The organism is Sphingobium sp. L-44 (assembly GCF_056859495.1).
The window spans coordinates 17,572-42,298 of the sequence record NZ_JBSXOQ010000117.1; the positions used below are offsets into that span (position 1 = coordinate 17,572).

The 24,727-nt window shown below is 65.0% G+C and carries 23 protein-coding genes and 1 tRNA gene; 13 read left to right on the forward strand and 11 right to left on the reverse strand.

The annotated features are described in order from the left end of the window. Positions 1-34 precede the first annotated feature (34 nt). The 3 genes from edd to AC13EK_RS20840 all read right to left on the reverse strand — a co-directional run bounded on the left by edd (position 35) and on the right by AC13EK_RS20840 (position 3,882). Positions 35-1,867 (reverse strand): phosphogluconate dehydratase, encoded by a 1,833-nt coding sequence (edd, locus tag AC13EK_RS20830; RefSeq protein ID WP_277788100.1) that lies wholly within the window; start codon positions 1,865-1,867, stop codon positions 35-37. Continuing rightward, on the reverse strand, positions 1,860-3,323 hold the full coding sequence (gene zwf / locus AC13EK_RS20835; protein WP_069338157.1) for a glucose-6-phosphate dehydrogenase: 1,464 nt from the start codon (positions 3,321-3,323) through the stop codon (positions 1,860-1,862). The genes edd and zwf overlap by 8 nt, the downstream gene beginning before the upstream one ends. 148 nt (positions 3,324-3,471) lie before the next feature. Next, positions 3,472-3,882, reverse strand: coding sequence for a MerC domain-containing protein (locus AC13EK_RS20840; RefSeq protein WP_010337978.1), 411 nt, complete (start codon positions 3,880-3,882; stop codon positions 3,472-3,474). A gap of 193 nt (positions 3,883-4,075) precedes the next feature. Here AC13EK_RS20840 and AC13EK_RS20845 point away from each other — a divergent pair, with 193 nt between their 5' ends. Beyond that, positions 4,076-5,527 (forward strand): S41 family peptidase, encoded by a 1,452-nt coding sequence (locus tag AC13EK_RS20845; protein ID WP_170828738.1) that lies wholly within the window; start codon positions 4,076-4,078, stop codon positions 5,525-5,527. 35 nt (positions 5,528-5,562) lie between these two features. Here the strand turns inward: AC13EK_RS20845 and AC13EK_RS20850 are convergent, their stop codons facing one another. After that, positions 5,563-5,901, reverse strand: coding sequence for a hypothetical protein (locus AC13EK_RS20850; RefSeq protein ID WP_069338158.1), 339 nt, complete (start codon positions 5,899-5,901; stop codon positions 5,563-5,565). A 116-nt stretch (positions 5,902-6,017) separates the two neighbouring features. On the opposite strand from AC13EK_RS20850, the gene AC13EK_RS20855 reads away from it, so the two are divergent. From AC13EK_RS20855 to AC13EK_RS20865, 3 genes are all read left to right on the forward strand, one after another. After that, complete coding sequence (locus tag AC13EK_RS20855; protein ID WP_069338159.1) at positions 6,018-6,326, forward strand: autorepressor SdpR family transcription factor; 309 nt, start codon at positions 6,018-6,020, stop codon at positions 6,324-6,326. Beyond that, positions 6,311-6,688, forward strand: a complete 378-nt coding sequence (locus AC13EK_RS20860) for an ammonium transporter (protein WP_234792465.1) — start codon at positions 6,311-6,313, stop codon at positions 6,686-6,688. The genes AC13EK_RS20855 and AC13EK_RS20860 overlap by 16 nt, the downstream gene beginning before the upstream one ends. A gap of 99 nt (positions 6,689-6,787) precedes the next feature. Continuing rightward, positions 6,788-6,872: transfer RNA gene (locus AC13EK_RS20865), tRNA-Leu, on the forward strand. Between the two features lie 130 nt (positions 6,873-7,002). Here the strand turns inward: AC13EK_RS20865 and AC13EK_RS20870 are convergent. Continuing rightward, the gene (locus tag AC13EK_RS20870) at positions 7,003-8,139 is read right to left on the reverse strand and encodes an aminotransferase class I/II-fold pyridoxal phosphate-dependent enzyme (protein ID WP_069338161.1); all 1,137 of its coding nucleotides are present in this window, start codon (positions 8,137-8,139) and stop codon (positions 7,003-7,005) included. Between the two features lie 57 nt (positions 8,140-8,196). On the opposite strand from AC13EK_RS20870, the gene AC13EK_RS20875 reads away from it, so the two are divergent. Next, on the forward strand, positions 8,197-8,463 hold the full coding sequence (locus AC13EK_RS20875; RefSeq protein WP_017503717.1) for a hypothetical protein: 267 nt from the start codon (positions 8,197-8,199) through the stop codon (positions 8,461-8,463). A gap of 128 nt (positions 8,464-8,591) precedes the next feature. Here the strand turns inward: AC13EK_RS20875 and pgl are convergent, their stop codons facing one another. The 5 genes from pgl to AC13EK_RS20900 all read right to left on the reverse strand — a co-directional run bounded on the left by pgl (position 8,592) and on the right by AC13EK_RS20900 (position 14,242). Next, the gene (gene pgl, locus AC13EK_RS20880) at positions 8,592-9,284 is read right to left on the reverse strand and encodes a 6-phosphogluconolactonase (RefSeq protein ID WP_069338163.1); all 693 of its coding nucleotides are present in this window, start codon (positions 9,282-9,284) and stop codon (positions 8,592-8,594) included. Positions 9,285-9,289: 5 nt separating this feature from the next. Then, positions 9,290-9,766 (reverse strand): YbaK/EbsC family protein, encoded by a 477-nt coding sequence (locus AC13EK_RS20885; protein ID WP_069338164.1) that lies wholly within the window; start codon positions 9,764-9,766, stop codon positions 9,290-9,292. Continuing rightward, positions 9,763-10,764, reverse strand: a complete 1,002-nt coding sequence (gene galE / locus AC13EK_RS20890; protein WP_004212048.1) for a UDP-glucose 4-epimerase GalE — start codon at positions 10,762-10,764, stop codon at positions 9,763-9,765. The genes AC13EK_RS20885 and galE overlap by 4 nt, the downstream gene beginning before the upstream one ends. Before the next feature lie 67 nt (positions 10,765-10,831). Further along, positions 10,832-13,009, reverse strand: coding sequence for a 3-hydroxyacyl-CoA dehydrogenase NAD-binding domain-containing protein (locus tag AC13EK_RS20895; RefSeq protein WP_069338165.1), 2,178 nt, complete (start codon positions 13,007-13,009; stop codon positions 10,832-10,834). A 24-nt stretch (positions 13,010-13,033) separates the two neighbouring features. Then, complete coding sequence (locus AC13EK_RS20900; RefSeq protein ID WP_483022377.1) at positions 13,034-14,242, reverse strand: acetyl-CoA C-acetyltransferase; 1,209 nt, start codon at positions 14,240-14,242, stop codon at positions 13,034-13,036. A 172-nt stretch (positions 14,243-14,414) separates the two neighbouring features. Here AC13EK_RS20900 and AC13EK_RS20905 point away from each other — a divergent pair, with 172 nt between their 5' ends. Both AC13EK_RS20905 and AC13EK_RS20910 read left to right on the forward strand, forming a co-directional pair. Continuing rightward, on the forward strand, positions 14,415-15,149 hold the full coding sequence (locus tag AC13EK_RS20905) for a metallophosphoesterase family protein (RefSeq protein ID WP_069338173.1): 735 nt from the start codon (positions 14,415-14,417) through the stop codon (positions 15,147-15,149). Positions 15,150-15,196: 47 nt separating this feature from the next. Continuing rightward, entirely contained in the window at positions 15,197-16,867 is a 1,671-nt protein-coding gene (locus AC13EK_RS20910) for an MFS transporter (RefSeq protein WP_069338167.1), read from the forward strand. Between the two features lie 42 nt (positions 16,868-16,909). Here AC13EK_RS20910 and AC13EK_RS20915 read toward each other — a convergent pair whose 3' ends face one another. Further along, positions 16,910-17,506 (reverse strand): nucleotidyltransferase family protein, encoded by a 597-nt coding sequence (locus tag AC13EK_RS20915; RefSeq protein ID WP_069338168.1) that lies wholly within the window; start codon positions 17,504-17,506, stop codon positions 16,910-16,912. A gap of 157 nt (positions 17,507-17,663) precedes the next feature. Between AC13EK_RS20915 and folE the strand changes: the two genes are divergently transcribed. The 6 genes from folE to AC13EK_RS20945 all read left to right on the forward strand — a co-directional run bounded on the left by folE (position 17,664) and on the right by AC13EK_RS20945 (position 24,688). After that, on the forward strand, positions 17,664-18,272 hold the full coding sequence (gene folE / locus AC13EK_RS20920; RefSeq protein WP_069338174.1) for a GTP cyclohydrolase I FolE: 609 nt from the start codon (positions 17,664-17,666) through the stop codon (positions 18,270-18,272). Further along, a complete protein-coding gene (locus AC13EK_RS20925) occupies positions 18,269-19,129 on the forward strand; it encodes an SDR family oxidoreductase (protein WP_010335387.1) in 861 nt (286 codons plus the stop codon). The genes folE and AC13EK_RS20925 overlap by 4 nt, the downstream gene beginning before the upstream one ends. An 84-nt stretch (positions 19,130-19,213) precedes the next feature. Further along, positions 19,214-19,990 carry an enoyl-CoA hydratase-related protein gene (locus tag AC13EK_RS20930; RefSeq protein ID WP_069338169.1) on the forward strand — a complete coding sequence of 259 codons (777 nt, stop codon included), beginning with the start codon at positions 19,214-19,216 and terminating at the stop codon, positions 19,988-19,990. A 335-nt stretch (positions 19,991-20,325) separates the two neighbouring features. After that, a complete protein-coding gene (locus tag AC13EK_RS20935; protein ID WP_069338170.1) occupies positions 20,326-22,710 on the forward strand; it encodes a TonB-dependent receptor in 2,385 nt (794 codons plus the stop codon). Beyond that, positions 22,710-23,939 (forward strand): dipeptidase, encoded by a 1,230-nt coding sequence (locus AC13EK_RS20940; RefSeq protein WP_069338171.1) that lies wholly within the window; start codon positions 22,710-22,712, stop codon positions 23,937-23,939. Before AC13EK_RS20935 ends, AC13EK_RS20940 begins: the two co-directional genes overlap by 1 nt. Before the next feature lie 119 nt (positions 23,940-24,058). Then, the gene (locus AC13EK_RS20945) at positions 24,059-24,688 is read left to right on the forward strand and encodes a class I SAM-dependent methyltransferase (protein ID WP_069338172.1); all 630 of its coding nucleotides are present in this window, start codon (positions 24,059-24,061) and stop codon (positions 24,686-24,688) included. Positions 24,689-24,727 lie beyond the last annotated feature (39 nt).

A 24,727-nucleotide genomic window follows, 5' to 3' on the forward strand; every position in this document is an offset into this window, starting at 1 on the left:
GCGCATCCGAGTGCGCCGGCACGAATGGCTGTGCTTATATCGCGAGTTCGGCGTCCATCGCGGCGAGGATCGGGGAAGCGCCCTGTTCGGCAAGGTCGCTATTGTGGCGGAACAGCGCGAACAGTTCGCGGCCGGTGTCATAGGGCGGCGGCGGAGCGGCGGGAATGTCGCGCGCGTCCCAGGTGGCGGCATCGACCAGCGCCTCGACCTGACCGCTTTCCGCGCAGACGCGGACGAGGTCGCCGTCACGCAGCTTGCCGATCGGGCCACCACCCAGCGCCTCGGGCGACAGATGGATGGCGGCAGGCACCTTGCCCGATGCGCCCGACATGCGGCCGTCGGTCAGCAGCGCGACCTTGAAGCCGCGATCCTGCAGCACGCCCAGCGCCGGGGTCAGCTTGTGCAGTTCGGGCATGCCATTGGCACGCGGGCCCTGGAAGCGGACGACGACGACGACGTCGCGTTCCAGTTCGCCCGCCTTGAAGGCGCGCAGCACATCGTCCTGATCGTGGAAGATCGCGGCCGGTGCCTCGATCGTCCAGCGTTCCTTGTCGACCGCGCTGACCTTCATCACGCAGCGGCCAAGATTGCCCTGCAGCAGCTTCATGCCACCATCGGCCTGGAACGGGTTGGAGGACGGACGCAGCATCGCCTCGTCGCGGCTGGCGGGGACGTCCTGCCAGACCAGCGCATCATCCTGCAGCACCGGTTCCTTGCCATAATCGGTCAGATCCTGGCGTGCGACGGTCATGATGTCGCGATGGAGCAGGCCGGCGTCGAGCAGTTCGCGGATGATGACGGCCATGCCGCCCGCCGCGTGGAAATGGTTCACATCGCCCGAGCCATTGGGATAGACGCGCGCCAGCAGCGGCACCACGTCCGACAGTTCGGCAAAGTCGGTCCAGTCGATATGGATGCCGGCCGCGCGCGCGATGGCGGGCAGGTGGATCGCATGGTTGGTCGAACCGCCGGTGGCCATCAGGCCGATGATCGCGTTGACGATCGCCTTTTCATCGATGCAGTGGCCGAGCGGGCGATAGTCATTGCCGTCCCAACCAATGTCCGCGATGCGATGGGTGGCGGCGCGGGTCAGTTCGCTGCGCAGCTTCGTGCCAGGATTGACGAAGGCGGCGCCGGGCATGTGCAGGCCCATGACTTCCATCATCATCTGGTTGCTATTGGCGGTGCCATAGAAGGTGCAGGTGCCCGCGCCATGATAGGAGGCGCTTTCGCTTTCCAGCAGTTCCTCGCGGCCCACCTTGCCCTCGGCATAGAGCTGGCGGATGCGCACCTTTTCCTTGTTGGCGAGGCCCGAGGGCATCGGCCCGGCCGGAATCAGGATGGTCGGCAGATGGCCAAAGCGCAGCGCGCCGATCAACAGGCCCGGCACGATCTTGTCGCAGATGCCGAGCATCAGATTGCCTTCGAACATCGCATGGCTGAGCGACACGGCGGTCGACAGGGCGATGGTATCGCGGCTGAACAGGGAGAGGTCCATGCCGGCCTGACCCTGGGTCACGCCGTCGCACATGGCTGGCACGCCGCCCGCCACCTGCGCCGTGGCGCCGATCTCGCGCGCGGCGATCTTGATCTGCTCGGGGTAGCGGCCATAGGGCTGATGGGCCGAGAGCATGTCATTATAGGCGGTGATGATGCCGATGTTCATCGCCCGGCCGGTGCGGATGACAGCCTTGTCCTCGCCACTCGCGGCAAAGCCATGGGCGAGGTTGCCGCAGGACAGCTGGGCGCGGTTGGTGCCGGCGTCACGACCCCGCTCGATCAGGTCGAGATATTTGAGGCGCGTCGCCGCACTGCGCTCGGTGATGCGTTCTGTGACCTTGGCGATCACGGGGTGAAGATCAGTCATGCCAGCTGGCTCCGTCGCGTTCGATTAGGGCAATGGCCGAGGACGGCCCCCAGTTCCCGGAGGAATAGGTCGACACCTTCATGTGCGCCTCCTTCCATCCGTCGATGATGGAATCGATCCAGGCCCATTGGGCCTCCACCTCGTCGCGGCGGACGAACAAGGTCTGGTCGCCAGCGAGCAGGTCGAGGATCAGTCGTTCATAGGCGATGCGGCGACGCTGGCCGGCAAAGGCGGCGGTCAGCGACACGTCGAGCGTCACTTCCTCCAGATGGGTTTCGCGCTCCAGCCCAGGCCGCTTCGACATGATCAGCAAGCGGATATATTCCTCCGGCTGCAGGCGGATGATCAGCGTGTTCGGCTCCAGCCCCGATCCGTGCCCGTCACGGCCGAAGATCGAATGGCGAACCGGCTTGAACTGGATCATGATTTCGGACTGGCGCGCGGGCAGTCGCTTGCCGGTGCGCAGGTAGAAGGGCACGCCCTGCCAGCGCCAATTGTCGATATGCGCCTTCAACGCGACGAAGGTTTCGGTGTCGGACGGCTGGCCCAGTTCGTCGGCATAGCCGGTGACGATCTGGCCGCCGACGGCGCCCGGCGTATATTGGCCGCGCACGCTGTGGGTCTTGACCGTTTCGGCCGTCATCGGACGCAGCGAACGCAGCGCCTTCACCTTCTCGTCGCGCACGGCCGTGGGGTCCATCCGCGCGGGCGGCTCCATCGTCAGGATGGAAAGGATCTGGAGGATATGGTTCTGCACCATGTCGCGCAGCGCGCCGACGCCATCATAATAGGAGACGCGGCCTTCGAGGCCCACGGTTTCGGCGACGGTGATCTGGACATGGTCGATCGCGGTGGCGTTCCACAGCGGTTCGAACATGACATTGCCGAAGCGGAGCGCCAGCAGGTTCTGGACGGTTTCCTTGCCCAGATAATGGTCGACGCGGAAAATCTGCTCTTCAGCGAACAGGTGGCCGATGCTGTCGTTCACGACCTTGGACGAGGCGAGATCCTTGCCGATCGGCTTTTCCATCGCGATCCGCGTCCTGGGCGTCAGCAGCCCGGCGTCGGCCAGCCCCTGTGCGGTCGGGCCGAACAGCGAGGGCGGGGTGGAGAGATAGACGGAAATGCCGCGTTCCAGGCGTCCATCGACGCGCTCGGCCAGCTCTGCGAAATGGGCGCCGTTGCTGGAATCGACCGGCTGATAGAGGATCATCGCGCGGAAACGCGCGGCGATGTCGGCATCATAGCGGTCGGCCGGCAGGAACTGCTTGAGCGCCGCGCAGACTTCCTCGCGAAAGGCCTCGTCATCCATTTCGGTGCGGGCCGAAGCGATGATCAGGAAGTCGTCGGGCAGCAGTCCGTCCGACAGAAGATTGTAGAGCGATGGGAAAATCATGCGCCGGGCAAGATCGCCGGTGGCACCGAACAACAGGAACGTGGCAGACGGTTCGGTCAAAGGACAGTCCTTCTCCGTTAGTTATCTATATCTGCACGATGCGGCTCTTATACCGGCCATGCTTCGTTACGCAAGCAGGCTATAGGCAGGAAAATGATGCTGCAACTGCGAACGACTCGCGGGAAGGCGGGGCGGTCTATGGCGTCGGTCAGCAGGCGGTGCGCAGGCCCCGGCGCCAGTTGAGGATATGCGCCCCGGCCAGCAGGGCACTGCCGCCGACGGTCCAGATCGCTTCGCTCAACGGGGTGCGGGCCAGCAGCGCGCCCACGGCCATCAGCAACAGGCCAGCCAGGCCGATGCCGAGCGGCAGCGCGGCGCGGTGGCGGCGCCAGCCCTGCAGCAGCGCGAACAGGCTGGTCGGCACGGCGATGGCGAGCATCAGCAGGTGGAAGGATTCGCCCGGATCGATCCGGGCGGCGATGGTCGGCAGCAAGGCGAAGAGCAGCGGCAGGCCCAGGCAATGGACGGTGCAGAGCGCGGAGGCGCAGATGGCGAAGCCGTCCAGCCAGGAGCGGGGGCGGCCGGCCGGATCGCGTTCCGGCGCTTCGCAATGGGGCATGATGGTTCCTAAATGATATAATGTTATATTTTCATCGGCCATATCGATATGGGGGCATGGGAAGTCAAGGGCAGGGGGACGGAAGGCGTTGCCGGGGCGGTTGGTTGACGGCGCGGAAAGCGCTTTTGTTTCAACGCTGTCTTGCCGTGCTGCGGTGCGCGGCCTATCCCGTCTGCGGTCTTTGGGGGGAATAATGATGAAGCATGGGGTTGCGCGCCTGGCGTTGCTGGCGGGTGGGCTGGCGATGCTGGCCGCTTGTGGCGGTGGCGGATCCGACAGTGCGGGCACTGCGCCGCCGACCGTGACGCCCACGCCCACGCCGACTGCCACCTGTTCGGTGCGGGAGCGGCAGGATTGGGCGGCGGCGACGCTCAAGGAATGGTATCTTTTCCCCGAAACCCTGCTGTCCGCGCGCAGCCCGGCCGGCTATGCCAGCGTCGACAGCTATATCGACGCGCTGACGCAGGGCGCGCGGTCGCAGCGGCGGGATCGCTATTTCACCTATCTCACCTCCATCAAGGCAGAGAATGCCTATTATCAGTCGGGGTCGAGTGCTGGCTTCGGCCTGCGCTTCGCGACCGACAGCGGGGGCACTCGCCTGTTCGTCATCGAATCGTTCGAGAACGGCCCGGCGCTCGCCGCCGGCATCGATCGCGGCGCGGAGATATTGGAGATCGGCACCAGCATCACCAACATGCGCAGCGTGTCGTCGCTATTCGCGTCGGGCGGCGCCGATGCCGTGGCCGATGCGATGGGGCCTGATAGCGCCGGCACGACCCGGCTGCTGCGCATCGCCGATGCGACCAGCACCCGCACGGTATCGGTGACCAAGCGCGACTTCGACCTGATGCCGGTATCGAACCGCTATGGCGCGCGGGTGATCGACGATGGCGGCCGCCGTGTCGGCTATGTCAATCTGCGCACCTTCATCCTGTCGGCCGAACAGCCACTGCGCGACGCGTTCGCCAGTTTCAAGGCGCAGGGCGTGACCGACATCATCCTCGACCTGCGCTATAATGGCGGCGGCCTCGTCTCGACCGCCAAGCTGCTGGGCGATCTGATGGGCGCGAACCGGGCGTCGACCGACGTCTTCACCCGCATGACCTTCCGCCCGGAAAAGAGCGCGGAGAACGAGACCTATAATTTCGAGCCGCTGGCGCAATCGGTGGCGCCCACGCGCATCGCCTTCATCGGCAGCGGCGGGACGGCATCGGCGAGCGAACTGGTGATCAACGCCTTCATCCCCTATCTGGGTGCGCAGGCGGCGCTGATCGGCGCCAACACCTATGGCAAGCCGGTCGGGCAGATCGCGATCGATCGCGAAGCCTGTGACGACCGGTTGCGGGTGGTCGCCTTCGCCACCCAGAACAGCGCGGGCAATGCCGATTATTATGACGGGCTGGCGAGCAGCATGAAGGCCAGTTGCCAGGCGTGGGACGATATCGGCTATCCGCTGGGCGATCCGCGCGAGGCGGCGACCCGGCAGGCGCTGGACTTCATCGCCGGGCGCAGCTGCACGCCGATCGGCGGTGCGGTGGCGACGCTAAGTCGCAAGGCGGTGACGTCGCCGGTGTCCGCCCCCCGTGAATTGCTGGCGCCACAGCGGCCCAATCCGGCCCAGCGCGAGGTGCCGGGCCTGTTCTGACCGACCAACCGATCAGGTGGCAGCGCTGACTGTGATCAGCGCTGCTTCTTGGTGATGGTGGCGGTAAAATCGGGATCCTTGTTCGCCACCCAGTCGACGAACTTGCGGATCGGCGGATGGAGCAGCAGGCCCTCCACGTCCATGCCGTGGCGCTGCAATTCGGAATTGGTGAAATTGGCGATCAGCGTCTGCTGGCAGATGCCGTGCATCGGCACGACGTCGCGGCCGCCCCGGCTCTTGGGAACGGGATGGTGCCACACGATGGTCGTGCCCGTTGGACGCCCGCACAGCCAGCAGGGCGGCGGGGCCGGCGCTTCCGCTTCCTCGCGATGCACATCTTCATAGGGGCCATGTTTGGAATATTTGCGGGCCATGTCTCTGCCTGGATTGAAGGAAACTTTGGTCGCTCCCTATCCCAGCCCGCGCGGCAGCGCCACGGCGATCGTCATGGCCGCTTGACTCATTTTGATGTTTAGCTAATTATCTCATCATGAGCCAGGTCTTCCGCGCCTTGTCCGATCCGACCCGTCGCCGGGTGCTGCAATTGCTGCGCCAGGGGCCGATGAGCGCGGGCGAACTGAGCGACCAGTTCGATGTCTCCAAACCGACCATGTCGGCGCATTTCGCGGTGCTGAAGGAGGCCGAGCTGGTCCATACGGAAAAGGCCGGCAAGTCGGTCATCTATCATCTCAAACTGTCGGTGCTGGAAGAGGCGCTGCTGGGCTTTGCCCAGTCGTTCGGCATCGGCGTGGAGGCGCCGGATCAGCATCGGGAGAAGGCAGGATGGACAGGGAATTGAAGGCGGGCCTGCTCTGGGGCGGCGGTATCCTGCTGCTGGCGCTGGCGGCCAGCCAGGGGCGCAAGCTCGACTGGCTGGACAGTGACATGGTCACGCGGCTGGTGATCGGCGCCAACGGGTTGATGATCGCCTGGTATGGCAATCGCATGCCCAAGGCTTTCCTGCCCGACGCCTGCGCGCGGCAGGTGGCGCGGGTCGGCGGCTGGTCGATGGCGCTCAGCGGCATCATCTATGTCGGCTTCTGGGCGTTCGCGCCGATACCGGTGGCGGTCGTCGGCGGCTGCATTGCGGTGGCGGCGGGGATGGCCGTGACGATCGGCTATGGCCTCACTTTGCGCGCCCGGCTGCGTGCCCGCCGCTAGGCCCTTGTTTCGCCTGCCTGGCGGCTTTGTTGCGGGAGTGATTTTGGGGGCTTTGCAGCCGGTTCATGACCTGCTAGGTGCCCCCTTCCACGATCAGATGCGGGCGTGGTGAAACTGGTAGACGCGCCGGACTCAAAATCCGGTTCCGCAAGGAGTGTCGGTTCGATTCCGACCGCCCGCACCATCTTTGATTGGCCTCAGGTGCCGGCGCGGGCATCCGCCGCCTTGGCGTTCCTCGCATAAGCTCGGACGGCCGCCATAATCATTCTGGCGTCCTTGCGGACCCTTTCGGGTCCGTTAGCTCATTTCTTTTTTCAGCGGCTCGGCTGGGCCTGGAACCAGGGGATCATCCGGGCGATCGCATCCTCGATCCGGTCGGTCGAGACGGCGAAGCTGAAGCGGATGAAGCGATGGCCGTCGACCGGATCGAAATCGATGCCGGGCGCGGTGGCGACGCCGGTCTCGCGCAGCAGCTTCTGGCAGAAAGCCAGGCTGTCATTCGTCAGATGGCTGATATCGGCATAGATATAGAAGGCGCCATCGGGCGGCGCGATGCTGGCGAGACCGAGCGCGGGCAGGGCGTCGAGCAGCAATTGCCGGTTGCGGCGATAGGTGTCGACATGGCCCTCAAGCTCATCGGTGCAGTCGAAGGCGGCAAGCCCCGCCTGCTGCGCCAGCACCGGTGGCGTCAGGAACAAATTGCCCATCCGCGCCCGCGCCGCGCCGATCAGATCGGCGGGCACGACGATCCAGTCCAGCCGCCAGCCGGCCATGCTGAAATATTTGGAGAAGCTGTTCACGATCACCGCGTCGGGGGCATATTCCAGCATCGACCGAGCCGGCTCGCCGAAGCTGAGGCCATGATAGATTTCGTCGGAGATGATGCGGATGCCGCGGTCGGCGCACACTTTGGCGATCGCCGCCAGTTCGTCGGCCGGGATGATCGTGCCGGTCGGGTTGGCCGGGCTGGCCAGGATCAGGCCGTCTGGCGCGGGATCGAGCGCAGCCAGCGCATCGGCGCTGATCTGATAGCGTTCGTCCGGGCCGCAGGCAATCTCGACCGGCTCCAGATAGAGGGCCTTGAGGGTATTACGATAGGCGACATAGCCGGGACGCGCGGTGGCGACGCGGGCGCCGGGCGCGAACAGGCTGGTGAGCGCCAGCACCAGGCCGGGCGAGGCGCCGCAGGTCAGCAGCACCTGTTCGGGGTCGACGGCGACATTGTGCCGGTCGGCATAGAGACGGGCGATCCGTTCCTTGAGCGCCGGGCTTTCCCAATAGCCCATCGGGTCGGTGTCGAGCACCTCATGCGCCAGCGCGATGGCGGCGGCCGGCGCGCCGGTCGAGGGCTGGCCGAACTCCATGTGCAGGATGGAGCGGCCCGCAGCCTTGAGGGCATGGGCCTCGCGGCTGATGGCGATGGCGTGGAACGGGTCGATTTGGGCAATCATGCCGGGTGCCTATTCTGTGCGGGCAACCATGTCCATGGCCGCTACGTTCTGTCTGGCATGAACCAGGCGCTGCTCACCGCCCTGCAATATTATGGTGCCGGCGCCGCCACCCTTGCGGCGCTGGTGGTGTCGCTGAACCTGGGGCGGCGGATTACCGGCTGGGCGTTCGTGCTGTTCGTCACCAGTTCGATCGCGCTGATCGCCTGGGGCTTTCTCGACACGGACAGCGAGGGCATCGGCTGGCAGAATGTCGCGCTATTGGCGATCAATGCGGTCGGGGTGTGGCGCTATCTGATCTCGAAACATGCGGTGCGCGACCGATAATCCTCCCCTGCAAGGGGAGGTGGCGCGCGCGAAGCGCGTGACGGAGGGGTGTTGCCCTATCGCAAACGGGATACCCCTCCACCATTTGCTGCGCACATGGTCCCCCTCCCCTTGCAGGGGAGGATGTTTTAGGATTCGCTGATCCACACCTCGACCGGCACCTTGTCCTGCAGCAGAGCCAGGCGGATCGGTAGCTCTTCGATCGGACCGCCGGCGAGCGCCTGGTCATAGACCGCCTTCTTGCCCGCGCCGCCGATCTGCAGGAAGATATGGCGGCTCTGCAGGATCGCATGCGCGGTCAGCGAAAGCCGCTGATGCGGGGCGACCGGCGGGGTGGCGGCGATGGTGTAGGCCTGGCTGGAAAGCCCTTCGATCAGTTCCTTGCCCTCAGGGAAGAGCGAAGCGGTATGGCCGTCATCGCCCATGCCAAGCAGGATGATGTCGAACGGCCAGGGCAGGGCGGCAAAGTCCGCCTCGACCGCGTTCTGGCCGGCATAGGCGTCGGCGGCGCCGTTCTTCATCGGCACGAAGCGGGCGGCGGCGGCCGGACCCTGGAGCAGGGTTTCGCGCACCAGCCGTTCGTTGCTGTCGGCGCTGACCGGATCGACCCAGCGTTCGTCAACCAAAGTGACGATCAGCTTCGTCCAGTCGAGCGGCACCTTCGACAGCGCTTCCAGCACCGGGCGGGGCGAACGACCGCCCGACACGGCCAGCGTCGCGACACCGCGTTCGGTGATGGCGTTCGACAACAGGGTGGCGATGCGGGCGGCGATATCGGTGGCAGCCTGTGCGCCGGTAGCAAAGATATGTTCGGTCGGCATGGCTCTCACTCGACGATTTCGGGAAGGGTGCAGATGTCGATCCATTGCGCCCCGGTCAAGGCGGCAAGCCGATCGGGCGTCAGTTCGACCGAGGCGGTGCGCGATCCGGCCGCCGGAAACACGGTGTCGAACGCCTGCAGCGAGACATCGCAATAGACGGGCAGGGCGCTGGCGAGGCCGAAGGGGCAGACGCCGCCGACCGGATGGCCGGTAATTGCCTCCACCTCATGTGCGCCCAGCATGCGCGGCTTAGCGCCTAGCACTGCCTTCGCCTTGCCATTGGACAGGCGGGCATCGCCGCGGGCGCAGACCAGCACGACCGTTTCGCCGACGCGCAGCGACAGCGTCTTGGCGATGCGCGCGGGTTCGACGCCCAGCGCGGCGGCCGCCTCGATCACCGTTGCAGTGCTGACGCCCTGGTCGATGATCGCCACATCGGGCGCCTGCGCGGCGAAGAAGGCGCGAACGCTGGCTTCGCTCATGCCTTCTGGATATCGCTGAGCTTGCGTTCCCAGGCGAGCGCATGGTCGACGATCTGGCCGAGGTCGGCATAGCGCGGCTGCCAGGGAAATTCCGCCATCAGCGCGCTATTGTCGGAAATCAGCGCATCGGGATCGCCCGCACGGCGCCCTTCCAACCGGCGCTCGATCGTCATGTTCGTGACCCGGTCGACCGCGTCCAGCACTTCGAGCACGGAGAAGCCCCGGCCATAGCCGCAATTGAGCATGTAATTGCGATCGGGGTGGGCGATCAGCGCTTCGAGCGCCAGCACATGGGCGGCGGCCAGATCGCTGACATGGATATAGTCGCGCACGCCGGTGCCGTCGGGCGTGGCGAAATCCGTGCCGAAGACGCTGACATGGCTGCGCTTGCCCAGTGCCGCCTCGACCGCGACCTTGATCAGGTGGGTGGCGCCGGCCGTCGACTGGCCGGTGCGGCCCTGCGGATCGGCGCCGGCGACGTTGAAATAGCGCAGCGCGCAGAAGTTCATGGCGTGGGCGGCGGCGACGTCGCGCAGCATATACTCCGTCATCAGCTTCGACATGCCATAGGGATTGATCGGTCGCTGCGGCGTCGTTTCCCTGACCGGGCTTTCCTCCGGTATGCCATAGGTGGCGGCGGTCGAGGAGAAGATGAAATGGGGCACACCGACGGCGACCACGCTCTCCAGCAGGTCGCGGGTCTTGGCGCTGTTATTGTTATAATATTTGAGCGGGTTCTCGACCGATTCCGGCACGACCACCGATCCGGCGAAATGCATGATCGCCTGGACGCCATGTTCGCGCAGCGTCGCCTGTACCAGCGCCTGGTCGGCAATGTCGCCCTGCACGAAGGGGACGTCCTGCGGCACGGCCCAGCGGAAGCCGGTGACCAGATTGTCGATCACCACCACGCCATAGCCGGCATCCTTCAGCGCCAGCACCGCATGGCTGCCGATATAGCCGGCGCCGCCCGTGACCAGAACCGTTGGCTTGCTCATAAAGAAAAGGTCTCCCCGAATATGTCCGGGGAGACCTAATACAGAAGCGTTACGATTTACAAATCGCTCATGCTGCAGCGCGAGACGGAACGGGGCGATAGAAGGTCGCGCCGTTGGCCGCCATTTCCCGCAGCTGCGCCGTGGGGGCAAAGCGCGGGCCATGGGCGGCGGCCAGCCGGTCCAGCACGGCCACGACATGGGCGATGCCGACCGTGTCCATATGGCTGAACGGACCGCCGGTATAGGGCGCGAAGCCCCAGCCGAAGATCGCGCCGATGTCGCCATCTTCCGGCGTTTCCAGCACGCCTTCCTCGAAGCAGCGGGCGCATTCGATCAGCTGGCGATAGAGGAGCCGTTCCTTGACTTCCTCGACGTCCGGCTGGGCGTCGGCGCGCGGGAACAGATCGCCCAGCACCGGCGAGAGATGCTTCTTGCCGCCCTCGGGATAGTCGTACCAGCCCTTGCCATTCTTGCGGCCCAGGCGATCGGCCTCGACCATCTTGAGCATGATGTCGTCCGACCCCTGGGGGACATAGGCGTCGCCCAGCTCCTTCTTGGCGGCGGTCATGATCTTGACGCCCAGTTCGATCGACACTTCGTCGCTGACCGCCAGCGGGCCGGTCGGCATGCCAAGCTGCTTGCCGGCATTTTCGATGAGCGCCGGATTGATGCCTTCGCCGACCATCTCCGCGCCTTCCTGCACATAGGTGCCGAAGCTGCGCGAGGTGTAGAAGCCGCGGCTGTCATGGACGACGATCGGCGTCTTCTTGATCTGGGCAACGAAGTCGAGCGCCTTGGCGATCGCGGCCGGGCCGGTCTTTTCACCCAGGATGATCTCGACCAGCGGCATCTTCTCGACCGGCGAGAAGAAGTGGACGCCGATGAAATTCTCGGGCTTGGACCAGGCATTGGCGAGCTTGGTGATCGGCAGGGTCGAGGTGTTGGAACCGAAGATGGTGTCGGCGCCCAGCACGGCTTCGACCTGCTTGGTCACTTCCGCCTTGATGCTCACATCCTCGAACACGGCTTCGATCACGAAGTCGGCGCCGGCGAGTGCGGCATAGTCGGTGGTCGGGGTAACGCGGGCCAGGGTGGCGGCCATCTTCTCGGGCGTCATGCCACGGCCCAGCCGCTTGGCCAGCACCGCCTCGACATGGGCCTTGCCCTTTTCGGCATAGGCCTGGTCGCGGTCGAACAGCACGACGTCCATCCCGGCCTGCGCTGCGACGGTGGCGATGCCCGCGCCCATCATGCCGGCACCCAGCATGGCGAGCTTGGTCGTCGGCGCCTTGGGCTCGTCCTTGGGACGACGTGCGCCGCGCTCGGCCGCCTGCTTGTTGACGAACAGGGTGCGGATCATGTTCGACGCCTGCGGATCGGCGGCGACCTTGGCGAAATATTTGCTTTCGATCCGGATCGCCCGGTCCATCGGCAGAGTGATGCCCTCATAGACCGCCGACAGCAGGGCGATCGGCGCGTTCATGTTGCGCTGGGTCTGTTTCAGCGTCATCGGCAGGGCGCCGGCCATGGTCTGGACGAAGGCGGGGTTGAAGCCGCCGGCGCCGCCCGGAACCTTGAAGCCCTTGACGTCCCAGGGCTGGGTGCTTGCGCTCGGGTTTGCCTTGACCCAGTCCTTGGCGGCGGCGAGCGCCGTGCCCTGCGGCACCACGCCGTCGACGACCTTCAGCATCGCGGCTTCGGCTGGGCGGAACAGTTTGCCCTGCAGCATGTACATCAGCGACGCCTGCACGCCCATGATGCGCGGCAGGCGCTGCGATCCGCCGCCGCCGGGGAACAGGCCGATCAGGATTTCGGGCAGGCCGAGCTGGGTCTTGGGGCTGTCGCCGACGAAGCGGCGATGGCAGGCCAGCGCCAGTTCGAAGCCGCCGCCGACGCAGGTGCCCTCGATCGCGCAAGCGACCGGCTTGCCGGCGGTTTCCAGGCGACGGAACAGCTGGTTCAGCACGAACACATTGTCGAAGATCGCGGTGGGGGCGGGGCGCTGTCCATCGGCGCTGGCGAGCATCGACCCGAAATATTTGAGGTCCATGCCGGCCATGAAGCCGCTGTCCTTGCCCGATGCGATGACCGCGCCCTTGATGCCCTCTTCCGACGCGATGCGGGTGATGGCGGCGTCAAGGTCGGTCAGGAAGTCGGGGCCGATGACGTTCATCGACTGGCCGGGCACGTCGATCGTCAGGGTGGCGATGCCGTCGGCATCGATGTCGAAGCGGATGGTTTCCATGTGTGTCTCTCCTAAGTCCGCCGCTTACACGCGCTCGATGATGATGCCGGTGCCCATGCCCGCGCCGACGCACAGGTTGATGAGCGCGGTGCCCTTGCCCGAGCGTTCCAGCTCGTCGAGCGCGGTGCCCAGCACCATGGCGCCGGTGGCGCCCAGCGGATGGCCCATGGCGATCGCACCGCCATTGACGTTGATCTTGCTATGGTCGAGGTTCATCGCCTGCATGTAGCGCAGCACGACCGAGGCGAAGGCTTCGTTCAGTTCCCACAGGTCGATGTCGGCGGTGGTCATGCCGGCGCGGGCCAGCAACTTGCCCGCGACAAATTCCGGGCCGGTCAGCATGATCAGCGGTTCCGAGCCGATCGAGGCCATCGCCTTGATCTTCGCGCGCGGCTTCAGGCCGTATTTCTCGCCGATTTCCTTGTTGCCGACCAGCACGGCGGCGGCGCCGTCGACGATGCCGCTGCTGTTGCCGGCGTGATGGACATGGTTGACCTTTTCCAGCTCGGGATAGCGCAGCAGGGCAACGGTGTCGAAGCCGGGCATGTCTTCGCCCAGCGCCTGGAAGCTGGGCTTCAGGCTGCCCAGCGACTGCATCGTCGCGTCGGGGCGCATATGTTCGTCATGGTCGAGCGCGATGCCGCCGATCACGTCGCGGACCGGCACGATCGACTTCTTGAAACGGCCTTCGTCCCAGGCGGCCTTGGCGCGGCGCTGGCTCTCGACGGCATAGGCGTCGACATCGTCGCGGCTGATGCCGAACTTGGTGGCGATCACGTCGGCGCCGATGCCCTGGGGCGCGAAATAGGTCTTGTAGGCGACCGCCGGGTCCATCGCCCAGGCGCCGCCGTCCGATGCCATCGGCACGCGGCTCATCGATTCGACACCACCGCCGATCGCGAACATCGCTTCGCCCGAATGGACCTTGGCCGCGGCCATGTTGACCGCTTCCAGGCCCGATGCGCAGAAACGGTTGATCTGCACGCCCGGCACGGTCTGGGCATAATCGGCGTTGAGCACGGCGACGCGCGCGATGTCCGCGCCCTGTTCGCCCACGGGGCTGACGCAGCCCAGGATCACGTCGTCGACGTCGGCAGTGTCGATCTGGGTGCGGTCGCGCACCGCTTCGAGCATCTGCGTCGCAAGCTGGATGGGGGGGATGTCGTGGAGCGAACCGTCGCTCTTGCCCCGGCCACGGGGCGTGCGGACGGCGTCGTAGATATAGGCTTCCATGGTTCCTTTTCCCTCTCCGTTGGCGGCTTTTGGCGCACCGGAAGTGGCCCTGAATGTATTTACGTTTACGTAAAGTGCAAGCCTGAAATGGTCGGTTTCCGTCGACATGGCCTTGCCGTAAGGTCAGATGCGGGCCTGATGTGGGGCGCGATTGCAGCGGGACAAGCATCAGGTGAAGATTGCGGTTCTTTCCGACATTCATGGCAATATCGATGCGCTCGACGCCGTGCTGGCGGATGTGGCCGCACGCAATGTCGATCTATGTGTCAATCTTGGTGACATCCTGTCGGGGCCGCTCTTCCCCTGCGAGACCGCCGATCGGCTGATGGCGATGGATATGCCGACGATCCGGGGCAATCATGAGCGGCAATTGCTGACGCTGGCGCCCGACCGGATGGGCGCGTCGGACCGGGCGACCCATGATCTGCTGGCGCCGCGCCATCGCGACTGGATCGCCACCTTGCCCGAGACGCTGTGGCTGACGGACGAGATATTGATGGTCCATGGCACGCCGGGCAACGACATCGATTATTGGCTGGAAACGGTCGAACCGACCGGGCTGCGCGCGGCGACCGAGGCGGAGATCGAGGCGCGGGCAGGGGGCGTCGTCGCGCCGCTGATCCTGTGCGGCCATACCCATGTGCCGCGCATCCATCGTCGCGCCGAGGGTGGGCTGATCGTCAATCCGGGCAGCGTCGGCCTGCCGGCCTATGACGATGATCGGCCCTGGCCGCACATGGTGGAGACCGGATCGCCCGAGGCCCGTTATGCACTGATCGAGTGGACGGCCGACGGCTGGCACGCGGAGATCGTCCTGGTCACCTATGATGCCGAACGCGCCGCCGCCACGGCCGACGCACGGGGGCGGCCCGACTGGGCACGGGCACTGCGTACCGGACGGATGTGAACCAAAGGCCGAGTCGCGGGTTTGACCGACGTTCCTAAATCCGCTTGATGGTTTTCGTGCCTGACACCGAGTCCCCCCAGCCGTCCTCGCCCTTTGCCATTCCCATCTTCCGCGCGATCTGGATCGCGAGCCTGGCGTCCAATTTCGGCGGGCTGATCCAGTCGGTCGGTGCGGCCTGGATGATGACCTCGCTGTCCGCCTCGCCGGTGCTGGTGGCGCTGGTGCCGGCGTCGACGACGCTGCCGATCATGCTGTTCTCGCTCTGGGCCGGCGCGGTCGCCGACAATCTGGATCGGCGCAAGGTGATGATGGCCTGCCAGCTGTTCATGCTGCTGGTGTCGACTGCCCTTGCGCTGGTCGCCTGGCTCGGCGCGCTGACGCCCTGGACGCTGCTGGGCTTTACCTTCCTGATCGGCTGCGCGACCGCGGTGAACGGCCCGGCCTGGCAGGCATCGGTCGGCGACATGGTGCCGCGGAGCGTGCTGCCCAGTGCCGTCGCTATGAACAGCATGGGCTTCAACCTCGCCCGCAGCACTGGTCCGGCACTGGGCGGCGTGATCGTCGCGGCGGCGGGCGCGGCGGCGGCGTTCCTGGCCAATGCGGTCAGCTATATCGGCCTGGTCGCGGTGCTGGCGCGCTGGCGGCCGGAATTGCCGCCCAAGCTGCTGCCGCGCGAGCGGCTGGGCATCGCGATGTGGGCCGGTGTGAGCTATGTCTCGATGTCGCCCAAGATCCAGCTCGTGCTGCTGCGCGGCGGTGCCTTCGGCATCGGTGCCAGCGCGGTGTCGGCGCTGATGCCGCTGGTGGCGCGCGATGTGCTGGGCGGTGGCGCGCTGACCTTCGGCCTTACCAGCGGCGCCTTCGGCGTCGGTGCGGTGGCCGGGGCGCTGTCCACCCGGCGGCTGCGCGCGCGCTTCTCGATCGAGGCGATCGTGCGGTCCGCCGCCCTGTCGCTGGCGGCGGGCACGGCGATCACCGCCATGTCGGGCTATCTGGCGCTGGCTTTGCTTGGCTATCTGCTCGCCGGGGCGGGCTGGGTCATGGCGCTGTCGACCTTCAACGTATCGGTCCAGATGTCGGCGCCGCGCTGGGTCGTCGCCCGCGCCGTCGCCATCTATCAGATGACGGCGTTCGGTGGCATGGCGATCGGCGCCTGGCTGTTCGGCAATCTGGCCGAGGATCATGGCGTGGTGGACGCCCTCTATGCCTCCGCCGCGGTGCAACTGGTCGCTGCGCTGATCGGCTTCGTTCGTCCGCTGCCGCAGATCGGCGATGACAATCTCGATCTCCAGAACCGCTGGCGCGAGCCGGAGACGGCCGTTCCGGTCGAGCCGCGCAGTGGCCCGGTGGTCATCACCATCGAATATCGCATTCCGGTGGGGTCGGTCGTCCCCTTCCTCAGCGCGATGAGCGAGCGCCGCCGCATTCGCAAGCGCGATGGCGCGCATGGATGGTCGCTGATGCGCGACCTGGGCGATCCGGAACTCTGGGTCGAGCGCTATCATGTGTCGACCTGGCTCGACTATGTCCGCCACAATCAGCGGCGCACCATCGCCGACATCACCAACAGCGACACGATCCACGCGCTGCACAGCGGCGGCAAGCCGCCAGTGGTGCATCGCATGCTGGAACGCCAGACCGGCTCGCTGCCGCTCAGTCGTGCCCCTGATCCGCGGGAAATGGGCGACGGTCTGACCGATCCGACGCGATCGACCTGAAGCGGGGCAAGGCAAAGCGGCTTCGCCTGCCCCTTTTGGGCCTCAGGTCGGTGTCACCGGGGGGCGGCCAAGATCCTCCGGCGTATCGATGTCGTGCAGCACATTGCCGATCGTCTCGATCTGGATGCCGTGGCTCAGCAGCGCGCGGGCGCCCTGGTCCCCTTTAAGTGCCAGCAGTTCGGGGAAATGCTTGCGGCCGATGAAGGCGGGCGGGGAGGAAGAGAAGCCGTCGGTGCTGGCGACGACCGATCTTATGTCCTCGGCCGCCATGCAGAGATGGTTATAATGGGTCTGCGGCACGTCGGGCATGTCGGCCAGGCAGATCAGGATGCCGCGCACCTTGCGCTTGTCCATCACATGCTCGACCGCGAGCCGGATACTGCTCGAAAGGCCATCCTCGGGCCGTTCGTTGACGATGATATCAAAGCCGCGCCGGTCAAGCTTGCGATGCAATATCGGCGCAAATTCGACCGGTCGCACGACGGCGACCAGCTCGGCAAAGGCCATGGAGGCGATGGTTTCCAGCGTATGCGCGGCAACCGGCTTGCCGCGCAGGTCGGCCATCAGCTTGTCTTCCTCGCCGAAGCGGGTCGACATGCCGGCTGCCAGAAGGACGGCGGCGATGCGTTCAGTGCGCATGATCTTGCGATTGTAATGACATTTTTATGTGGTGCGTTCCCGTTAGACTGTGATTTGCCACCACAGCGATGTTGTGTCCAGCCGGGGCAAAAGGGCTGGTCAGACGGGCACGCAGTCGCCATATGCCGGGGCCAACAATTATGGAGTGGCCCAGTTCATGGCATATGATCCCGATGCGGAAACCGTAGGCGAAGGCTCGAAGGAGCCGGTCCCGGCCGAAGTGTCGGAGGCGATCCGCACCCTCATCCGCTGGTCGGGCGATGTGCCTGAGCGGGAGGGGCTGATGGAAACGCCCGAGCGGGTGGCGCGCGCCTGGCGCGAATATTGCCGCGGCTATAATGATGATCCGGCCTATCATCTCTCGCGCATCTTCCACGAGGTGGGCGGCTATGACGATGTCGTGCTGCTGAAGGACATTCCGTTCCAGTCGCATTGCGAACATCATATGGCGCCGATCGTCGGGCGCGCGCACATCGCCTATCTGCCGGGCGACTATGTGGTCGGCATTTCCAAGCTGGCCCGTGTGCTGCACGCCTATGCCAACCGGCTGCAGGTGCAGGAACGGCTGACCTCCGAAGTCGCCAACTGCATCTGGGAAAATCTCAAGCCCCAGGGCGTCGCCGTGGTGATCGAGGCGACCCATGGCTGCATGACCGGCCGCGGCGTGCGCACCCCCAATGTCATCATGAAGACCAGCCGCATGCTCGGCGTCTTCCGCGACGATGAAAAGTCGCGCGAGGAAGTGCTGAAGCTCATCGCCTCGTGAATGATGTGACCGGAGAGGGGGAGGGCGCCGAGCCCGCCTATCGCCCGATCGGCGGCGCGAAGAAGGATGCCGGGCCGACCGGCCCCTTGCCGCTGGCCTCGCGCCGGCTGGCGCTGGTGACCGGCGGCCATCGCCGGCTGGGCGGGATCATTTCGGCGGCGCTGGCGCAGGCCGGCTATTCGCTCGCCATCCATGGCAGCCATGACACGCGGCTGGACTCTCATCTGGCGATCGCGCTGGAAGAAAATGGCGCCGAGTGGGAGGGGTTCGTCGTCGACTTTGCCGATCCCGAAGCGGCCGAGGAGCTGGTCGCGCAGGTTGCCGAACGGTTCGGTCGGCCGCCAGACCTGCTGGTCAACAGTGCTGCAATCTTCGGCCAGGACCGGATCGACAGTGTCACCGCCGACGATCTGATGCGCCATTATGCGGTCAATTGCGCCGCGCCCGCGATGCTGACCAAGGCGTTCGCGACCGTTCCGGCCGGGACGGGTGATCGCTGCATCGTCAATATCCTCGACCAGCGGATCGACCATCCCCATGGCGATCAGTTGGCCTATACGTTGTCCAAGCTGGCGCTGGCCGGCCTGACGAAGACGGCGGCCAGCAGCCTGGCGCCGCAGGTGCGGGTCAATGCGGTGGCACCCGGCCTCACCATCGCCACGCCCGACTATGATGCGGAACAGATGGCGCGGCTGGAGCAACTGATGCCGCTCGGCCGGCTGCCGCAGGCGGAGCAGATCGCGCAGGCCGTTCTCTATCTGGCCGGCGCGACGGCGGTGACGGGCCAGACCCTCTATGTCGATGGCGGCGCCCATATGCGCAGCTATGATCAGGATTTCATGCATCTTTGCCGATAGGATCGGCAAAATCGCCGCGCCGCAAAGGCTGGCGATCCGTTTTTGGCCGACATAGATCGGCGCTGACAGCTTAGGGAGACGGCAATGGCATATGAAACGATCCTGGTGGAACAGCAGGGCGCGGTGACGCTCATCACGCTCAACCGGCCGCAGGCGCTCAATGCGCTCAACAGCCAGGTGCTCGCGGATCTGGGCGCGGCCTTTGCCGCCTATGATGCCGACCCGACCCAGCATTGTGCGGTGCTGACCGGCAGCGAAAAGGCCTTTGCCGCCGGCGCCGACATCAAGGAGATGGTCAACAAGGAAGCGGCCGATTTCTTCCTGCAGGATTTCTTCTCCGACTGGCAGACCAAGGTGGTCGCCACTCGCAAGCCGTGGATCGCGGCGGTTGCTGGCTTTGCGCTGGGCGGCGGCTGCGAATTGGCGATGATGGCCGACTTCATCCTGGCGGCTGATACCGCCAAGTTTGGCCAGCCCGAGGTGAAGCTGGGCGTGGCGCCGGGCATGGGCGGTTCGCAGCGGCTGACCCGCGCCGTGGGCAAGGCCAAGGCGATGGAAATGTGCCTGACCGGCCGGATGATGGGCGCTGAGGAGGCCGAGTGCGCCGGTCTGGTCGCGCGGATCGTGCCGGCGGCCGAGTTGCTGGACGACGCGCTCAAGACCGCCGCCGCGATCGCGGCGATGCCGCCGATGGCGGCGATGGTGAACAAGGAAATGGTCAATATCGCGTTCGAGACCAATCTGGCCCAGGGCATTTTGACCGAGCGCCGCCTGTTCCAGATCCTGACCGCGACGCAGGACAAGAAGGAAGGCATGACCGCCTTCGTCGAGAAGCGTCCGGGCGTCTGGAAGGGGCGCTGAGGGATACTTCTTCGAAAAGAAGAGGGCATGCAATTTTTGATCCTCCCCAGGCCAGGCCTGGGGAGGATTTTTTGTGCGCGCGTGCGAGGAAGCGGGCATTGATTGCGAAATCTCAACGCTTTGAAGCGCCTCGTTCCGCTTGAGAAATCATCATAAGCGCGTGGTGGATTTTCCCGAAGGGCTCGTTTCAGATGACAAATGGATGACATGGCTGCGCTCGCCCGAACGGATGATCGACAGGCCAGGGTCCGGAGAGGAACGGCGCGATAGCCCGAAGGGGCGGGCGCTCCTGATTGGCGCGAACTGCCCTTTTGCAGGGCCTACAGGGAGCCTCTATGCCTTCGATTTCGTCCGTTCGTCGCGTGTCTCGCGCTGCGCTGCTGCTTGCCTGCTGCGCGGGTGCCTTATCCACTGCCGCCTTTGCGCAGGAGGCTGCTCCAACGGACGAAAATGACAGCATCACCGTGACCGGTCGTCGTATCTCGCAATCGGCCGAAGCCATCGGCGAGGACAAGGTCAGCAATGTCGTCGCGGTGACGCGTGAGGCGCTGCTGTCGGCGCCATCGGGTATTTCGGGCCTCAAGATGCTGGAGCAGCTGCCCGGCTTCAACGTGCAGACCGATGGCGCGCTGGGCCTTTATGAATTTGGTAACAGCGTGCAGACCCGCGCCTTCAACCTGGACCAGATCGGCTTCGTGGTCGACGGCATTCCGACCGGCCGCAGCGACGCCTTTGGCGGCAGCCCGGTCTTCCGCTATGTCGACAATGAAAATCTGGGCGTGGTGGAAGCGGCCGTGGGCGCCGGTGATGTCGGCCTGCCCAGCTACTCCACGCTTGGCCCGGTGGTGCAGTATAACAGCATCAAGCCGCAGGAAGAGATGGGTCTGTTCGTGTCGCAGAGCTTTGGCGACTTCAACATGAAGCGCACCTTCATCCGCGCCAGCACCGGTCAGGTGGGGCCGTTCCGGGCCTATGTCAGCCGCACCAAGCTGGACACCGATCTGTGGCGTGGCGACGGCACGGTCGACCGCGAACATTGGGAAGGCATGCTCCACGCCGATCTTGGCGGGGACAGCTGGGCGCGGTTCAAGTTCGTGTCGAACAAGTTCAACGACTTCGACTCCCCATCGCTCAGCCGCAGCCAGTATCTGACCGGCACCGATGTGGGTGGTAAGAGCGGCCGGGATCGCGGCTATATCTCGGTCGTGCCCAACACGACGCCTGGCTTCGCGCCGGTTCCGGGCGGCCCGGCCTATAGCAACGCCAACTATGCCTATACCAATACGCTGGCGATCAATGTGCGCGACGACAAACTTTATGGCGGTACCGTCCATGCCGGCATCGCCGATGGCGTCTGGGCCGAAGCGACCGCCTATTATGAAGACAAGGGCGGTTATGGCGTGTCGCCGGACACCTATGCCAACAGCTTGCTGCAATATCAGCGGCAGTCGGCCGCCGGCATTGCCCTGTTCGCGCCGAAGGGAACGCAATATGGTCTGTCGACGGTGGGTGGCGACCGCTATGGTCTGACCAGCAAGCTGCACTGGGAAATCGGCGCGCATACGCTGGAAGTGGGCCTTTGGGGCGAAGTCGATACCTATAATCGCACCCAGGCGCGCTACAACACGACGGACGGTTCGCCCGCCAGCGCGCCCAATCTGGATGAACTGGTCTATGTTCGCCGCGATTACCAGAGCCAGCGCAACACGACCCAGGCGTTCCTGAAGGATCGCGTCGCTCTGCTGGACGACAGGCTGATCTTCGACCTGGGCATCAAGGCGCTGAACATCGATTATCGCTATGGCGGCTATCGCGATTTCAACGATTATTATCGTGCCGGTGCGACGGCGGGATCCTGGGTGCCGGGCTGGGGGCCGCAGCAATTGCGCACCAGCTACAGCGATGGTTTCCTGCCGATGGCGGGTGTCCTCTACAAGTTCGACAATCAGAGCCAGTTCTTCGCATCCTATGCGGAGAATATGGCCCTGCCCAAGGGGCTGGACGATGTCTTTTCGGTGTCGCTGAACAGCAGCCCGGCGGGCGTGCCCGCGCCGGCACCGGAACGGTCGCAGAATTTCGAAGCCGGCGTCCGCACCAATCAGGGCGAATTTTACGCGTCCTATGCGGTCTATTACACCAAGTTCAAGAACCGCATCCAGTCGATCGGGTCGATCCTGCCGGGCACGACCAACGTCATCGAAACCTTCTATCAGAATGTCGGCCGGGTTTCCGCCTATGGTGCCGAATTCAGCGGCACCTACAAGCCGCGCTTCCTGAATGGCCTGGCCTATTTCAACCTGAACGCGACCTATAATATCGCGAAGTTCAAGGATGATATCGTCACGGCCGCGACCACATACCGGACCGACGGAAAATATATTCCCGACAGCGCCAAATGGATCGTCAATGGCGGCGTGACCATCGAGCCGGCGAGCTGGCTGGTGGGCAATATCAGCGGCAAATATACGTCGCGTCGCTGGTCGACCTTCGACAATTCGGCCGGGTCGAGCGTCAAGGGTTTCACCGTGTTCAGCGCCTATGTCGACATTGGCGATGGCATCACGCTGGGCCCGGTCAAGGGGGTCAAGGCACGCTTCAACCTCGACAATATCTTCGACAAGGACACGCTGTCCTATATCTCGCCGGCGGTGACGGGCGACGGCAATTTCCGGCCGCTGTCCCCACGGACCTTCCAGTTCACCATTTCGGGCGAGATCTGATGCGGAATGCTTATCTGATGGGGGCAGCGCTGATCGCGCTGCTCCCGATTGCGGCGCAGGCCCAGCCAAAAACCGTGTCGAAACAGGTCTATCAGCTGCACCAGAAGCTGATCACGCTCGACAGCCATCTTGATACACCGGCATCGCTCGACCTGCCCGACTGGTCGATCGACGAGGAGCATGGCGTCCATAGCGACTATACCCAGGTCGACCTGCCGCGGATGAAGAAGGGCGGCCTGGACGGCGGTTTCTGGGCGATCTATACCGGGCAGGGGCCGCTGACGATCGAGGGCTTTCGCAAGGCGCGCGATTTCGCGCTGCTGCGCGGCATGTCGATCCGATCGATGGTGGCGGCCGACCCCGACAATTTCACGCTGGCGCTGGAGGCGAAGGACGCGGCGCCGATCGCCGCGGCGGGCAAGCGTATCGTCTATATGTCGATCGAAAATGCCTATCCGCTGGGCGAGGATGTCTCGCTGATCAAGACATTCTACGACATGGGCGTGCGCGTGTCGGGTTTTGCCCATTTCGCGCATAACCAGTTTGCCGACAGCTCGACCGATCCGTCAAAGAAGCCGCGCTATGGCGGCCTCAGCCCGCTCGGCAAGGAATTGCTGAAGGAAATGAACCGCCTCGGCATCGTACCCGACGCCTCGCACAGCTCAGACCAGGTGCTGGACGATCTGCTGGCGCTGTCGACCACGCCGGTGCTGCTGACCCATTCGGGTTGCAAGGCCATCTATGACCATCCGCGCAACATCGATGACGAACATCTGAAGGCGCTGGCGGCCAAGGGCGGCGTGATCCAGATGAACGCCTATGGCGCCTATCTGCGCGCATCCAAGCCCAATCCGGAACGGCAGAAGGCGCTGATGGCGCTCTACAGCCAGATGCGGGAAGATGCGAAGATATCGCCCGAGGCGCGGGCCGCGATGCTCGCCAAGCGGCAGGAGATCGACCGACTCTATCCCGACACCGACCGGCCGACGTTCGACGATTTCATGGCGCATATGCTGCATGCGCTGAAGGTCGTCGGCCCCGATCATGTCGGCATCGGCCTCGATTGGGACGGTGGCGGCGGGGTCGTCGGCATGGAGGATGTGGTCGATCTGCCCAAGATCACCGACGCCCTGCTGAAGGCCGGTTATAGCGAGGCTGACGTACAGAAAATCTGGTCCGGCAATGTGCTGCGCGTGCTGGCCGCTGCCGAGGCGGGCAAGCAGAAATAAGGACTTGTGCCGGACCGGCCGTTGCTGGTCCGGCATGAAATCTTGTTAAGCCAATCGACGGGGGCGTTCCGGCCCGCTAAGGGGAGTCGGCACCAGAAAGGAGCGGTCGCATTTCGCCCATGCAGCACAAGCCGAAGCGCAGCCGGGCAATCGCCCTGCCAAACAGCGAGTTTCGCGCCCGCGCCACCGAATATCTCGATTTCCTCGCCGCCTGGGTGAAGAAGCCCCGGCAGACCGCCTCGGTCGTGCCCAGCAGTCGCTATCTGGCGCGACTGATGGTGGCCGACATCGATCCGCAGGGCGGCCGCGTGCTGGAACTGGGCGGGGGCACCGGCGTCTTCACCCGCGCCATCCTGGAAACGGGACTGGCCGCCGACAGGCTGGAGGTGGTGGAGATCAATCCCGCCTTCGCGCGCGGGCTGCGTCGTCATTTTCCCCATGTATCGATCCTGGAGACGCCGGCGCAGATCGTCTCTGTCGCGGCCGCCGGTGGCCCCGGCGACTATCAGACCGTGGTCAGCGGCCTGCCGCTGCTGGCGATGGACCGGGCGATGCACATCGACATATTGTCCGAAGCCTTCCGCATGCTGAAGCCGGGCGGCAGCCTGGTGCAGTTCACCTATTCGACACGGCCGCCGGTCAGCCGTGCGGTGCTGGACCAGCTGGGCCTGGAAGTTGTCCGCGCCGGCCATACGGTGCGCAATTTCCCGCCGGCAACCGTCTTCCGCTTCACCCGACGGGGCGAATGATCGGGGCAAGAGAAAAGGGCCGCATCGGATGATGCGGCC

Excerpts from the sequence above, each read along its gene's own strand:
- edd (WP_277788100.1), bottom strand. The coding sequence starts at position 1,867 with ATGACTGATCTTCACCCCGTGATCGCCAAGGTCACAGAACGCATCACC.
- AC13EK_RS20840 (WP_010337978.1), bottom strand. The coding sequence starts at position 3,882 with ATGCCCCATTGCGAAGCGCCGGAACGCGATCCGGCCGGCCGCCCCCGC.
- AC13EK_RS20845 (WP_170828738.1), top strand. The coding sequence starts at position 4,076 with ATGATGAAGCATGGGGTTGCGCGCCTGGCGTTGCTGGCGGGTGGGCTG.
- AC13EK_RS20850 (WP_069338158.1), bottom strand. The coding sequence starts at position 5,901 with ATGGCCCGCAAATATTCCAAACATGGCCCCTATGAAGATGTGCATCGC.
- AC13EK_RS20855 (WP_069338159.1), top strand. The coding sequence starts at position 6,018 with ATGAGCCAGGTCTTCCGCGCCTTGTCCGATCCGACCCGTCGCCGGGTG.
- AC13EK_RS20860 (WP_234792465.1), top strand. The coding sequence starts at position 6,311 with ATGGACAGGGAATTGAAGGCGGGCCTGCTCTGGGGCGGCGGTATCCTG.
- AC13EK_RS20870 (WP_069338161.1), bottom strand. The coding sequence starts at position 8,139 with ATGATTGCCCAAATCGACCCGTTCCACGCCATCGCCATCAGCCGCGAG.
- AC13EK_RS20875 (WP_017503717.1), top strand. The coding sequence starts at position 8,197 with ATGAACCAGGCGCTGCTCACCGCCCTGCAATATTATGGTGCCGGCGCC.
- pgl (WP_069338163.1), bottom strand. The coding sequence starts at position 9,284 with ATGCCGACCGAACATATCTTTGCTACCGGCGCACAGGCTGCCACCGAT.
- AC13EK_RS20885 (WP_069338164.1), bottom strand. The coding sequence starts at position 9,766 with ATGAGCGAAGCCAGCGTTCGCGCCTTCTTCGCCGCGCAGGCGCCCGAT.
- galE (WP_004212048.1), bottom strand. The coding sequence starts at position 10,764 with ATGAGCAAGCCAACGGTTCTGGTCACGGGCGGCGCCGGCTATATCGGC.
- AC13EK_RS20895 (WP_069338165.1), bottom strand. The coding sequence starts at position 13,009 with ATGGAAACCATCCGCTTCGACATCGATGCCGACGGCATCGCCACCCTG.
- AC13EK_RS20900 (WP_483022377.1), bottom strand. The coding sequence starts at position 14,242 with ATGGAAGCCTATATCTACGACGCCGTCCGCACGCCCCGTGGCCGGGGC.
- AC13EK_RS20910 (WP_069338167.1), top strand. The coding sequence starts at position 15,197 with ATGGTTTTCGTGCCTGACACCGAGTCCCCCCAGCCGTCCTCGCCCTTT.
- AC13EK_RS20915 (WP_069338168.1), bottom strand. The coding sequence starts at position 17,506 with ATGCGCACTGAACGCATCGCCGCCGTCCTTCTGGCAGCCGGCATGTCG.
- folE (WP_069338174.1), top strand. The coding sequence starts at position 17,664 with ATGGCATATGATCCCGATGCGGAAACCGTAGGCGAAGGCTCGAAGGAG.
- AC13EK_RS20930 (WP_069338169.1), top strand. The coding sequence starts at position 19,214 with ATGGCATATGAAACGATCCTGGTGGAACAGCAGGGCGCGGTGACGCTC.
- AC13EK_RS20935 (WP_069338170.1), top strand. The coding sequence starts at position 20,326 with ATGCCTTCGATTTCGTCCGTTCGTCGCGTGTCTCGCGCTGCGCTGCTG.
- AC13EK_RS20940 (WP_069338171.1), top strand. The coding sequence starts at position 22,710 with ATGCGGAATGCTTATCTGATGGGGGCAGCGCTGATCGCGCTGCTCCCG.
- AC13EK_RS20945 (WP_069338172.1), top strand. The coding sequence starts at position 24,059 with ATGCAGCACAAGCCGAAGCGCAGCCGGGCAATCGCCCTGCCAAACAGC.